This is a genomic window from Haloarchaeobius ordinarius (assembly GCF_051801355.1).
In the GTDB taxonomy this organism is placed as follows: domain Archaea; phylum Halobacteriota; class Halobacteria; order Halobacteriales; family Natrialbaceae; genus Haloarchaeobius.
Genome location: NZ_CP196560.1, coordinates 3,059,667 through 3,071,817 on the forward strand (window position 1 = coordinate 3,059,667; position 12,151 = coordinate 3,071,817).

The 12,151-nt window shown below is 65.6% G+C and carries 10 protein-coding genes; 7 read left to right on the forward strand and 3 right to left on the reverse strand.

The window, feature by feature from the left end; genetic code table 11:
* Window positions 1–48 precede the first annotated feature (48 nt).
* Window positions 49–312 (forward strand): hypothetical protein, encoded by a 264-nt coding sequence (locus tag ACSC1R_RS16045; RefSeq protein WP_439028735.1) that lies wholly within the window; start codon window positions 49–51, stop codon window positions 310–312.
* A 95-nt stretch (window positions 313–407) separates the two neighbouring features.
* Here ACSC1R_RS16045 and ACSC1R_RS16050 read toward each other — a convergent pair whose 3' ends face one another.
* Window positions 408–608: a DUF7835 family putative zinc beta-ribbon protein gene (locus ACSC1R_RS16050; RefSeq protein ID WP_439026730.1), complete on the reverse strand. Its 201-nt coding sequence runs from the start codon at window positions 606–608 to the stop codon at window positions 408–410.
* Between the two features lie 141 nt (window positions 609–749).
* Between ACSC1R_RS16050 and ACSC1R_RS16055 the strand changes: the two genes are divergently transcribed.
* The 3 genes from ACSC1R_RS16055 to ACSC1R_RS16065 all read left to right on the forward strand — a co-directional run bounded on the left by ACSC1R_RS16055 (window position 750) and on the right by ACSC1R_RS16065 (window position 3,614).
* Window positions 750–1,103 (forward strand): winged helix-turn-helix domain-containing protein, encoded by a 354-nt coding sequence (locus ACSC1R_RS16055; protein ID WP_303647472.1) that lies wholly within the window; start codon window positions 750–752, stop codon window positions 1,101–1,103.
* 82 nt (window positions 1,104–1,185) lie between these two features.
* Window positions 1,186–1,440 carry a DUF7521 family protein gene (locus ACSC1R_RS16060; RefSeq protein ID WP_439028736.1) on the forward strand — a complete coding sequence of 85 codons (255 nt, stop codon included), beginning with the start codon at window positions 1,186–1,188 and terminating at the stop codon, window positions 1,438–1,440.
* Window positions 1,441–1,487: 47 nt separating this feature from the next.
* Window positions 1,488–3,614, forward strand: a complete 2,127-nt coding sequence (locus ACSC1R_RS16065) for a DHH family phosphoesterase (protein ID WP_439026731.1) — start codon at window positions 1,488–1,490, stop codon at window positions 3,612–3,614.
* Between the two features lie 71 nt (window positions 3,615–3,685).
* On the opposite strand, the gene ACSC1R_RS16070 is transcribed toward ACSC1R_RS16065, so the two are convergent.
* A complete protein-coding gene (locus tag ACSC1R_RS16070) occupies window positions 3,686–6,478 on the reverse strand; it encodes a PEP/pyruvate-binding domain-containing protein (RefSeq protein ID WP_439026732.1) in 2,793 nt (930 codons plus the stop codon).
* Window positions 6,479–6,631: 153 nt separating this feature from the next.
* On the opposite strand from ACSC1R_RS16070, the gene ACSC1R_RS16075 reads away from it, so the two are divergent.
* From ACSC1R_RS16075 to rqcH, 3 genes are all read left to right on the forward strand, one after another.
* On the forward strand, window positions 6,632–8,284 hold the full coding sequence (locus ACSC1R_RS16075) for a tRNA uridine(34) 5-carboxymethylaminomethyl modification radical SAM/GNAT enzyme Elp3 (RefSeq protein ID WP_439026733.1): 1,653 nt from the start codon (window positions 6,632–6,634) through the stop codon (window positions 8,282–8,284).
* A 258-nt stretch (window positions 8,285–8,542) separates the two neighbouring features.
* The gene (locus ACSC1R_RS16080) at window positions 8,543–9,439 is read left to right on the forward strand and encodes an RNA ligase family protein (RefSeq protein WP_439026734.1); all 897 of its coding nucleotides are present in this window, start codon (window positions 8,543–8,545) and stop codon (window positions 9,437–9,439) included.
* Window positions 9,440–9,524: 85 nt separating this feature from the next.
* A complete protein-coding gene (rqcH, locus tag ACSC1R_RS16085) occupies window positions 9,525–11,654 on the forward strand; it encodes a ribosome rescue protein RqcH (RefSeq protein WP_439026735.1) in 2,130 nt (709 codons plus the stop codon).
* A 23-nt stretch (window positions 11,655–11,677) separates the two neighbouring features.
* On the opposite strand, the gene ACSC1R_RS16090 is transcribed toward rqcH, so the two are convergent.
* Window positions 11,678–12,127, reverse strand: a complete 450-nt coding sequence (locus tag ACSC1R_RS16090) for a DUF4870 domain-containing protein (protein ID WP_439026736.1) — start codon at window positions 12,125–12,127, stop codon at window positions 11,678–11,680.
* Window positions 12,128–12,151 lie beyond the last annotated feature (24 nt).

A 12,151-nucleotide genomic window follows, 5' to 3' on the forward strand; every position in this document is an offset into this window, starting at 1 on the left:
CCCGGCTGTCCGGCTGGTTATATGACCCGAACTCGCGTAGACGCGAGCATGCTCGCGTTGCAACTCAGTGACTTCATGCTCGAACTCAAAGACGGGTCCATCAAGAACGTCGGCCCGGCCAACAAGTCCGGTTCGGCGAAACTCTTCGACGTCTCCGCGGCCGAGGCGAGAGAGTTCGGCGACAAGCGCGTCAAGTTCGTGTTCTCGGACGACGACGGGAACGAAGTTCAGGTCGCACTCTTCCCCGAGCAGGTGCGGACGCTGCTGGACGACGTCGAGGAACTGGAAGAGGAATCCCCGGTGTTCGAGTGAGCCCCGGGACCACCCAGTGTGGGATACGCGTGTGACGCGGTAATACCCAGTTACCGCGCCGACACGACTTGGCCGTGCAGGTATCGCCTGCGTACTCAGGCGTTGTTCATCCGCTGGCTGGAGCGCTCGCCGCAGGTCTGGCACTCCTTGACGCGGTACGGTTCACGGGAGAACTGGGCGTTCTCCTTCTTGGAACTCTCGGTGATGATCTGGACGGAGACCTTGTGTAGCGTCTCCGTACCGCAGCAATCGCACTGTTCGGTTAGCCCGTTGAATGAGTCGTCAGTCGTTGCCATATACGAAGATTACTCTCTACCGTTATAATGCCACATTAGCGTTTTCAAGCTGAGAAATAACCCTGTTTTACCACCCAGTGATTTTTCAATCGGACTGTTCAGTCGTGGTACAAAAACCTTATATTTCGTAACCGGTGACGTATGTCCGTGGACGACGAGCGGCCAATCGAGGAGATTCTGGACACCATCGGCGACGAACACGCCCGCGAAGTGCTCGCCGCGGTCAGCGAGGAGCCTCGCTCGGCCAAGCAGGTCGCCGAATTCTGTGACCTCTCCCTCCCAACGGTGTACCGACGAATCGAGATGCTCAAAGAACACGACCTCGTCACCTCGGAGACGCTCGTCGCGAAAGACGGGAACCACTACGACGCCATCAAGTCGAACTTCGACGCGACGGTGATCCGTCTCAAAGAGGACGAGTACGACATCCGTATCTACCGCAAGGAGAACCTCCCGGACCGGTTCTCCAGCCTGTGGGACGAGCTCGGTCGGTGACCGGGCTTTCCGGCGGTGCAGTTATATTCTCGGGCCCAGTAGCAGGAGAGCAACCGTGGTAGAGTTGCTCGAAATCGCTGGGATGGTGCTGATGTTGATGCGTCTCACGTTGTTCGCGCTCGCGCTGGGACTCACGTTCATCAGTTTTCAGGCGTACAATCAGAAGGGTGGGAAACGGCTCGAGTCGGCTTTCATCGGCTTCGCCTTCATCAGCATGGGCGTCGCCCTCACCAACATTAGCATGCAGATAACGGAAGGCGTCGTCTACTTCAACATCGCCGAGACGGTGCCGTTTATCGTGGGGTTCAGCATGCTGTATCTCTCCCTCTACCGCTGAGCGAGTTTCGACAACAGTTTTAGGCCGGGTCCATTCTACTCCGGCAAATGGGTAACTGTATCATCTGTGGTGCCTCGGTCGACGGGCACATCTGCAAGAGCCACGAGGAAGACGTCGTCTTCACGTTCGAGGGCGATTCACCGAACCAACTGACCCCCGGTCGCTACTACCGCGGGAGCGTCGACGGCTTCGCCGAGTTCGGCGTCTTCGTCGACATCGGGACCTCGGTCACCGGTCTGTTGCACCGGAGCGAACTCGACCAGCGACTCGACAGCCTCGACTGGAAGTCGGGTGACACCGTCTTCGTGCAGGTCACCGACGTGCGCGACAACGGCAACATCGACCTCGGCTGGTCCATCCGCCAGGACGAGTCCGAGTTCCGCGGCAAGCTCATCGACAACCCGAGTGGCGACCGGCTGCCCGAAGAGGAAGAAGAGAAGAAAGAGGCAGTCGCGACGACCGACGGGAGCCAGCAGGCCGCGACGCAGGTTCGCACCCCTGACGCCGAGGATGCCCAGCCGACGACCGAGAAGACCGAAACGCCGAGCGAGGCACCGGACGAGGGAAACGGTAACGCGAGTTCGACCGCGCCGGACGAGTCGGACTCTGGCTCGTCCGAGTCCGCGCCCGAACCGGGCGACGACGACTCGAGTGCTACCGAACCGCGCGCCCGAACCGAAATCGCCGCACTGTCCGACAACGTCGGCGAGGACGTCAGCATCGAGGGCGAGGTCATCAGCGTCCGACAGACCTCCGGCCCGACCGTGTTCGAACTCCGCGACGAGAGCGGCGTCATCGAGTGTGCCGCGTTCGAGGAGGCCGGTGTCCGCGCGTACCCCGACGTGAACGTCGACGACGTGGTCCGCCTCGAAGGCGAGGTCGAACGTCGCCACGACAACATCCAGGTCGAGACCGAGTCCCTCACCATCCTCGAGGGTGACGAGGCCGCAGCCGTCGAAGCACGCATGCAGGCCGCACTCGACGACGAGGCAGACCCCGGGACGGTCGACCTGCTCGCCGACCACGAGTCCGTCGCGGCTGTCGCCGACGAAATTCGTGAGGTCGCGACCGCCATCCGCCGCGCCGTCATCGAGTCGCGCCCCGTCGTCGTCCGCCACCGCGCCACCGCGGAAGGCTACGTCGCCGGTGCCGCCATCGAGCGCGCCGTGCTCCCGCTCGTCCGCGAAGAACACGCTCGCGACGACGCCGTCTACCACTTCTTCGAGCGCCGCCCGCTCGACTCGCCCGTCTACGACATGGACGCCGCGACGAACGACGTGACGAACATGCTCGACGCACGCGAGCGCCACGGGGAACAGCTCCCCCTCATCGTGCTCGCCGACCTCGGCAGCACGCTGGAGTCCCGCGAGAGCTACGACCTGCTCGACGTGTACGACGCCGACCGCGTCGTCGTCGACTCGGGCCACCCCGACGAGGAGATCGTCGACTCCGTCGCCGGTATGGTCAACCCGCACCTCGCCGACGCTGGTGACGACGTGACCAGCGCGACCCTCGCCGCGAACGTCGCCGCACACGTCAACGAGGACGTGCGCGAGGACCTCCTGCACCTGCCTGCCGTCGGCTACTGGGCAGACACCCCGTCCGTCTACACCGACCTCGCCAGCGAGGCGGGCTACGACGCGGACGAGACCCGCGAACTCCGCGAAGCCATCGCGCTCGAAGCGTACTACCAGTCCTACAAGGACAAGCGCGAACTCGTCACCGACCTCCTGTTCAACGAGAGCGACGGACTCGCCGGGCACGTCAGCAAGCAGTTCCGCATCAAGCTAGAGCGCGAACTCGAGACCGCAAAGCGCAACGTCTCGACCCGCACCGCCCAGGGCATCGAGTTTGCCGTCCTCGACGCCGACGCGTTCACGCACCGCTTCGACTTCCCGCCGACGGAACTCCTGCTCGACGCGCTCCACCGAGAGCAGGCCGCCGAGACGGACGAGGCGCTCGTCACGCTCGCACTCGGTGACGACGACCTCTACCTCCGCAGCACGGAGTACGTCGACGTCCGCGAGGTCGCCGACGAGGTCGCCGAGGTCGTCCCGGAGTCCGGTCTGAACGTCGTCGGTGGCCGCGACGGTCACCTGGAGTACCTCTCCGGCGAGCGCGAGGACGTGCTCAACGCGACGGTCTCGGCCATCGCGAAGTCGTTCAAGCCCTGAGAACGGGCCGACGGCCGACCGACCAACGCTTCTATCTTCTCGTCTCCGCGCCCCAACCGGCCAGCGCCGGCTCAGTCGGTCTGCACCTCGCTCGCGTCCGACGGCTCCCCTTCCGGCTCCTGTTCGGCCTCCCGCGGGACTCGCTCTAGCTTCGGGAACTCCTCGGTCGGAATCCGGTCCAGCACCTCGACGGTCCCGTTCGTGCCGTCGACCCGGATGCGCTGACCGGTCTGGATGCGTGCGGTCGCGGCCGGCACCGACACGACCGCCGGGATGCCGTACTCGCGCGCGACCAGAGAGCCGTGGGTCATGCGGCCGCCGACCTCCGTGACGAGGCCAGCCGCATTGAGGAACAGGGGCGTCATCCCCGGGTCGCAGAACTCCGTGACGAGAATCTCGCCATGGGCGAGTGTCTCGGTGGTCGGGTCCCGGACGACCCGCGCGATTCCCTCGACCACGCCGCGCGAGACCGGCGTGCCTTCGAGCGCCCCGTCCTCGGTGATTCGGGGCTCACCCAGGGCCTCACCCTCGCTGGTGAGGACCCGCGGCGCGTGCATGGCGGTGTGGCTGGCGAACGCGGCTTTCCGGCCGCGGATGTCGACACCGATTGGCTCGCCCGCGAGGGCCGTCTGGAGTTCGTCGAGGTGGAGGAACCAGACGTCCTCGGTGTCGACGAGGACGTCCGCGGCTTCCAGCGTCTCGCCCGCCGCGACGAGTTGGCGGCGCGTCTCGGCGAGCAGGCGAGCGATGCCGTACTTGGGGTGCTCGCGGATGGCGAGGTAGCCGCGGTAGACCGAAACGAGCCGACGGACGGCAGCGGCGCGCGCCTGGGCGCGGGGGTGCTCGAGAGTCGCCATGGGCATCGTTCGCCTGACCGCCTCGGCCGCGGCGACCTCCAGTCGTGTCGCGGCAGCATCGGCTTCGGCCACCAGTTCCGCGAAGTGCACCTCGTGGTCGCCTGTCTCCCCACCGAGGAGCGCTCCGCGCACCGTCTGGAGGACCTGTGTCGGGTCCTCGTTCCACCGCGGGCGCGAGAGGTCTATCTCGTTCAGGCCCCGGAAACCGTACTCGTCGAGGAACGTCTGGAGCGCCGCCTCGAAGGCGGCCCCACCCTCGACGGCGGCGACGGCCTCCCGGTCCTGCCCCGCCTCGATGGCCCGGGCGACCGCCGGCAACGACCGCGCGAGGTCTGCAAGGTCACCCAGTGCGAGCGTCATGTCCGTGACCACGTCCCCCGCGAGGCCGCGGCCGAGTGTGTCGATGTCTTCTTCCTGGCCCGGGCAGAGCCGCCGGAGTGCCGAACCCGCGACGACGGTCGCGTAGAACGGGAAGAATCGTCCCATGACGCCAAAGACCGACCCAGAAAGCTCGTCGAGGGCGGCCTGAACGCGGTCTTCGACGGTCATCTCCCGCCGGATTCGAGAGACCGCATCCGAGGAATACTCGTCGTACCACTCGCGCTGCCGGGCGGCGGCCGATTCGGGGTCACCCAGCACGAGCGCGCCGAGAGCGCTGGCGGTGATGCGCGAGAGCAACGGGCCGATGCGCGTCGCAGTCCCGAGGTTTCGACCGACCGTCCTGACGAGGCCGCCCTCGTCCGGCCATGGGTCGCGGTCGTCGACGAACGCCCGGATGGCCGCCGCGGCCGGTTCGTCGACTGCGGCCATCGAATCGAGGTAGGGGTCGCGGAACCGGCGGTTTCGGACGAACGGCGTCAGGTCCTGGTAGATGCGCCCACCAGCCGTGGTAATCTCGGCCGTCTCACCCAGGCCGTAGTGCTCCATCGAATCGCGGAGGAGGCGAACCCAGACGTCCACCACGAGCGGCGGCATCGCCGCCGACATCGCCTCCTTGTGGTTCCAGCTGTAGTAGAGGTGGAGCGTGTCGTCGGTCGGGGCTGGTTCGGGGACCGGGAACAGTGTGGTGATGGGCCTCGCTTGCAGGACGACGAACCGGTCGTCGTCCCGGCACCACTCGACGTCCATCGGTGTTCCGAACAGGTCGTGAATCTGGTTCCCGAGGTCGACGAGGCCTCGGACCTCGGCATCGGAGAGGACACGCTGGCGCCGCTTCGTTTCCGAGACCACCGTGGTCCTCGTCCCACCGCCGGGCGTGGCGTGGACGGCCTGGCGCTTCTCGCCGACCGTGTAGTCGATGACGTCTCCGGTCGCCGCGTCGGCGTGGATGGTGTCCGCGGTGACGAGGCCGCCGACCTGTGACTCCCCGAGTCCGTAGCCAGCGTCGATGGTGATGCGGGTTCGGTTGCCTGAAACGGGGTCTGCGGTGAACATGATACCCGAAGATTCCGGGTAGACCATCCGCTGGACGACGACGGCACAGGCGACCGACTCGTGCGGGATGTCGTTTCGGAGCCGGTAGACGATGGCCCGGTCGGTGAACGCGCTGGCCATGCACTCGACGACCGTCTCACACACCGCGTTCGGGCCGACGACGTTCAAAATCGTGTCGTGCTGGCCGGCGAACGACGCGTGTGGCAGGTCCTCGGCGGTCGCGCTGGACCGGATGGCGTAGGCGTCGCCGATGCCGAGGATGCCGAGCTCGCCGATTATCTGCTGGCGGACCTCGTACGGGAGGTGTCTCTCCCGGATTGCTTCGCGAATCCGCCGGCCAGCCTCTTTGACGGCTTCGGTGTCCGCCGGGTCGAGGTCGCCCAGCGTCGCGATACGGGCCTGCACCGTCGGTTCGGCGACCACCTCGCAGTAGACTGCTGTTGTGACGCAGAACCCGGCCGGGACCGGCAGGTCCGCGCCCGCGAGTCTCGCCAGGTTCGCGCCCTTGCCGCCTGTCCAGTGCGGGTCGGTCGCGAGCGGTTCGGCTACCGGAACGACTGTTGGTACTCCCACTTGTGCTCCCCCCAGAGTGCGCAGTATACGGGCCGAGGCGATATGACGGTTCCGCGAGTCGATATATAACCGAAGCTGGCCACGGGACGTGGCACACGGCCTGACGAACCCGTCCCGACACCCTTTTTGCCGTTACACGGCGATGCCATACCAATGAGTACCGAGACGGACCCGACCGAGACAGACGCGTTCGCGGCCGTCTGCGAGGACCTCATCGACCAGATTCTCGCGGGCGAACTGGAGCGCGACGACGTGGAGTCGGCCAAGTTACAGGCCTGTTCGCGCCACTCCGCGCCGAAGGTCCCGAAGAACTCGGAGATACTCGACCACGCGCCACAGGAACGCCGCGAGGAACTCGAGGCGGTCCTCATGCGCAAGCCCGTCAGAACGGCCTCGGGGGTCTCGCCGGTGGCCATCATGACCTCGCCGCACATGTGCCCGCACGGGAAGTGCCTCTACTGCCCCGGCGGCCCGGCCAGCGAGTTCTCCAGTTCGCAGTCCTACACCGGCCACGAGCCCGCGGCGGCCCGCGGCGTCCAGAACGATTACGACCCGTACGGGCAGGTCACCCTGCGGCTCGAACAGCTCCGCGAGATCGGCCACCCCGTCGACAAGGTCGAACTCATCCTGATGGGCGGGACGATGACCGCCCGGAGCCACGACTACCAGGAGTGGTTCGTCAAGCGCGCGCTGGAGGCGATGAACGACTACGACGTGGACAAACAGCCCGAACCCGCCGAAGGCGAGAGCTTCGCGCAGGACTTCGACGAGTACGAGTTCCGGTACCTCGAGGACGTCATCGCCGAGAACGAGACGGGGCGCATCCGCAACATCGGGACGACCTTCGAGACCAAGCCCGACTGGTGTGACCCCGAGCAGATAGACCGGATGCTCGACCTGGGCGGGACGAAGGTCGAAGTCGGCGTCCAGACGACCTACGAGCGCATCAACCGCGAGATGCACCGCGGCCACGGCGCACAGGCCAGCATCGACGCTAACCAGCGCCTGCGTGATTCGGCGTTCAAGGTCGGCTTCCACATGATGCCCGGCCAGCCCGGCATGACGAAGGAGATGTGCATCGAGGACTTCCGCCGGCTGTTCGAGGACGAGAAGTGGCGACCGGACTACCTGAAGATATACCCGACGCTGGTCGTCCGCGGAACCATGGTGTACGACTCCTGGTACCAGGACGAGTACGAGCCACTGAACAACGAGGAGGCCGCCGAGATCGTCGCCGAGATCAAGTCGATGATTCCGAAGTACACCCGGCTCCAGCGCGTCCAGCGCGACATTCCCGCGGACTTCATCGACGCCGGCGTCTGGAAGTCCAACCTCCGCCAGCTCGCCTGGAAGAAGATGGAGGAACACGGCTGGACCTGTGACTGCATCCGCTGTCGCGAGGTCGGCATGAACGACGAGGTGCCCGAGGACGTCGAACTCGACGTGATGACCTACGACTGTGCCGGTGGCACCGAGCACTTCATCAGCTACGAGGACCCGGAGAAGGACCTCCTCGTCGGCTTCTGTCGCCTGCGCTTCCCGGGCGACCCCGTGCGGCGCGAACTCCAGAACGCCGCCCTGGTCCGCGAACTGCACGTCTACGGCCCCATGGTCGAGGTCGGCGAACAGAGCCACGACTGGCAGCACAAGGGCTACGGGAAGAAGCTGCTGGCGAAGGCCGAGGAACTCGCCGCCGACGCCGGCTACGACAAGGTCAGCGTCATCTCCGGCATCGGTGCCCGCGAGTACTACCGGAACAAGCTCGGGTACCACCAGGACGGGCCGTACGTGAGCAAGCGGTTGTAACGGCAGCAAGCAGTTGTAACGTCAGAAAGCGGTTGTAGAGGCCGGCGCACCCTGTGCGATTCTCTTTATACTAGCACGAGGCCACCACTGGTGTGCTCTGAATCACCACCACGCGAGGCCCAGCGGTTGCACGGGCTAGCTTCGCGTGTCCCTCACCTCTGTCCGTCTGTTCGCCATTCCTGTGCCAGTCACGGGCACCACTGCCACGAAGTGACACACCGCGATAACGTTGATGACCCGCTACCGACAGGTAGGGGTATGAAACGGTATCCACGAATCCGCCGCGTCGGGCACCCCGACGTGGACGACGTGTTCGACCGGGGCGAACTCGTCGTCTGCGAGAAGCTCGACGGGAACAACTTCCGGTTCCGGTGCACCGCCGAGGACGACCTCCAGTTCGGCTCGCGCACGACGAAGCTCGGCACCGACCCTGACGGCATCGGCGGCCAGTTCGACGCTGTGACGGACTACCTCGCCGAGACGGTCGACCGAGAGGCGCTCGCGGCCCTCGTAGCCGAGCACGGGGACCTCGTGTTCTTCGGGGATAACATGGTCGAGCACACCCTGGAGTACGACTGGGAATCGGTACCGCAGTTCCTGGGTTTCGACGTGTGGCTCGCCGCCGAGGAGCGCTTCGCTTCCTTCGAGCGAGCGGCCGCACTGTTCGAGACTGTCGGTCTCCAGACCGTCCCAGTGGTCGACCGGCTTCCAGCCGAGGAGTTCGCAGCCGAGTACGGGACTGGTGACCCGTCCTACGAGGTTCCCGCGTCGCAGTACCACGATGGCCGGGCGGAAGGCGTCGTCATCCGAAACGAGACGACTCACCAGCGCGTGAAACTCGTCTCCGAGGCGTTCCGAGAGCGGCACAAGAAGCCGACCGACGACGAACCGGAGTGTGACGAGGAGCGACTGGTCGAGCGCTACTGCACCGCCGGTCGCGTCCGCAAGACCGCGCATCGGCTCGTCGACGAGGGCGAGTGGGGCGAACTCCAGATGCGGATGATGGAGGACCTCCCGATGGCGGTCGTAGAGGACGTGTTCGCAGAAGAGCACACCGAGATACTGCGGACGGACTGGGAACTCGACATGCCGACGCTACGCAATCGCGTGAGCAAACGGTGTGCCGGGAAACTCGAAGAGATGGTCCTTCGATGACGAAGAGGCGTCTGGCGCTGGCTGCGCGACGACCGCTGCACGTCCGAACGACAGGCCCTTACCCTCCCCACGAAAAATCTCGCCCATGGAACCAAAGCGAGAGTTGACGAGCGTCGACCTCGCCGCCCTCGTCTCCGAGTTGAACGCCTACAGGGGCGCGAAACTCGACAAGGCGTATCTCTACGGCGACGACCTGATTCGCCTGAAGATGCGCGACTTCGAGCGCGGTCGAGTCGAGTTGCTCATGGAGGTCGGCGACACGAAACGCGCCCACGTCGCCGCGCCGAGTCACGTCCCCGACGCCCCCGGTCGCCCGCCGAACTTCGCGATGATGCTTCGCAACCGGCTTTCGGGCGCGGACTTCGAGGGCGTCGAACAGTACGAGTTCGACCGCATCCTCGAGTTCTCGTTCTCCCGCGAGGACCGGGACACGAAGATAATCGTCGAGCTGTTCGGCCACGGGAACGTCGCGGTCTGCGACGAGAACTACGAGGTCGTCGACTGTCTCGACACCGTCCGCCTGAAGTCGCGAACCGTCGCACCGGGGTCGCTGTACGAGTTCCCGGAGTCGCGGTTGAACCCCCTGACGGTCGAGTACGACGTCTTCGAGGCCAAGATGAACGAGTCCGACACCGACGTGGTCCGGACGCTCGCGACCCAGCTCAACTGGGGCGGCCTCTGGGGCGAGGAACTGTGCCGACGCGCGGGCGTCGAGAAGGCCATGGACATCACGGAGGCCGGTGAGGCCGAGTACCAGGCACTCTACGACGCGGTCCAGCGGCTCGCGACTTCGCTCTCGTCTGCGGACCTCGACCCTCGAATCTACTACGAGGAGCCCGAGGACGAAGACGGGAGCCGCCGCGTCCTCGACGTGACGCCGGTCCCGCTCGAAGAGCGCGAGAGCCTCGCCAGTGACGCGTACGACACGTTCAACGGTGCCTGCGACGACTACTTCTACGAACTCGAACTGGAGGACGAAGAGGAGTCCGGCGGCAGCAAAGCCGGGTCCAACCGGCCGGACTTCGCCGAGCAGATCGCCAAGCACGAGCGCATCATCGAGCAGCAAGAGGGTGCAATCGAGGGCTTCGACGAGCGCGCCGAGGCGGAACGCGAGAAAGCCGAACTGCTGTACAGCCACTACGGGCTGGTCGACGAGGTCTGTTCGACGATAGAGGCGGCTCGCGAGGAGGAGGTACCCTGGGACGACATCGCCGCGACGTTCGAGCAGGGCGCCGAGCAGGGAATCGCCGAGGCCGAAGCCGTCGTCTCGGTCGACGGGGCGGAGCGAACCGTCACGCTCGACCTCGACGGGACACAGGTCACGGTGGACGTGTTCGAGGGCGTCGAGAAGAACGCCGACCGGCTGTACACCGAGGCCAAGCGCATCCAGGAGAAAAAAGAGGGAGCCCTGGCAGCTATCGAGGACACGCGCGAAGAACTCGCCGACATCAAAGAGCGTCGCGACCAGTGGGACGCGAACCAGGACGACAACACCGACGAGGGCGACGACGAGGACGCCGAGACAGACTGGCTCTCCCTCCAGTCGGTGCCCATCCGGACCGACGAGAAGTGGTTCGAGCGCTTCCGCTGGTTCCACACCAGCGACGGCTTCCTCGTCATCGGTGGCCGGAACGCCGACCAGAACGAGGAGCTGGTGAAGAAGTACCTCGACAAGGGTGACAAGGTGTTCCACACGCAGGCTCACGGCGCACCCGTCACCATCCTGAAGGCGACCGACCCGAGCGAACCCTCGCGCGACGTCGACTTCCCCGAGTCGAGCATCGAGGAGGCCGCCCAGTTCGCGGTGACGTACTCCTCGGTCTGGAAGGACGGCGTGTTCGCCGCGGACGTGTACGAGGTCGACGGCGACCAGGTGACCAAGACGCCCGAGAGCGGCGAGTACTTAGAGAAGGGGTCGTTCGCCATCCGGGGCGACCGGACCTACCACAACGACACGCCGGTCGGCTGTGCCGTCGGCATCCAGTGTGAGCCACTGACGCGAGTCATCGGCGGCCCGCCGAGTGCCATCGAAGACCGGACCGAGGTGAACATCCGGGTCGAACCCGGTCGCTTCGCGCAGGGTGACGTGGCAAAGCGTATCTACCGACAGTTCCGCGAGTCGTTCACGGACACGTCGTTCGTCAGGAAGGTGGCGAGCCCGGACAGGATACAGCACTTCCTCCCGCCGGGTGGGAGTCGCATCCTCGACGAGTAGTCGAGTTCGCGTGGGTGGTCAGTTCAGGCGAGGCTGTCGGCGATGCCGGCAACGACGGGGAGCCGGACCGTTTCGCCCTGGTACGTCTTGAACAGCATGTACAGCCAGAGTGCGAACGCCCCGAACCCGAGGACGAGGCCGACGAGCGACAGTACGAGGGAGACGAGTCCGCCGAGGATGCCGCCGATGGCCAGTCCGAGGATGAGGTTCACCATCGCCAGTGCGAACGACGCCACGAAGATGGCGACCGAGAGCACGATGGACTGTGCGGCGTGGAACCGCACGAACTGGTTCTCGGATTCGAGCACGAACACGACGACGCCGGAGATGACGCCGAAGACGTACGCCAGCGCGCCGGCGACGTTCTCGTCGACACCGAGACTCGTCTTCGTGGGTGTGTGTACGGTCGGGTCTGTACTCGGCGCGGAATCTGCGGTGCCGACGGGGTCTGCTGCGATGTCGTCAGGTGCCATGTGATACTATCACAAGCTTGGAGT

Bases quoted from the DNA above. Each gene is read 5' to 3' on its own strand.
- ACSC1R_RS16045 (WP_439028735.1), top strand. From the start codon at position 49: ATGCTCGCGTTGCAACTCAGTGACTTCATGCTCGAACTCAAAGACGGG.
- ACSC1R_RS16050 (WP_439026730.1), bottom strand. From the start codon at position 608: ATGGCAACGACTGACGACTCATTCAACGGGCTAACCGAACAGTGCGAT.
- ACSC1R_RS16055 (WP_303647472.1), top strand. From the start codon at position 750: ATGTCCGTGGACGACGAGCGGCCAATCGAGGAGATTCTGGACACCATC.
- ACSC1R_RS16060 (WP_439028736.1), top strand. From the start codon at position 1,186: ATGGTGCTGATGTTGATGCGTCTCACGTTGTTCGCGCTCGCGCTGGGA.
- ACSC1R_RS16065 (WP_439026731.1), top strand. From the start codon at position 1,488: ATGGGTAACTGTATCATCTGTGGTGCCTCGGTCGACGGGCACATCTGC.
- ACSC1R_RS16075 (WP_439026733.1), top strand. From the start codon at position 6,632: ATGAGTACCGAGACGGACCCGACCGAGACAGACGCGTTCGCGGCCGTC.
- ACSC1R_RS16080 (WP_439026734.1), top strand. From the start codon at position 8,543: ATGAAACGGTATCCACGAATCCGCCGCGTCGGGCACCCCGACGTGGAC.
- rqcH (WP_439026735.1), top strand. From the start codon at position 9,525: ATGGAACCAAAGCGAGAGTTGACGAGCGTCGACCTCGCCGCCCTCGTC.
- ACSC1R_RS16090 (WP_439026736.1), bottom strand. From the start codon at position 12,127: ATGGCACCTGACGACATCGCAGCAGACCCCGTCGGCACCGCAGATTCC.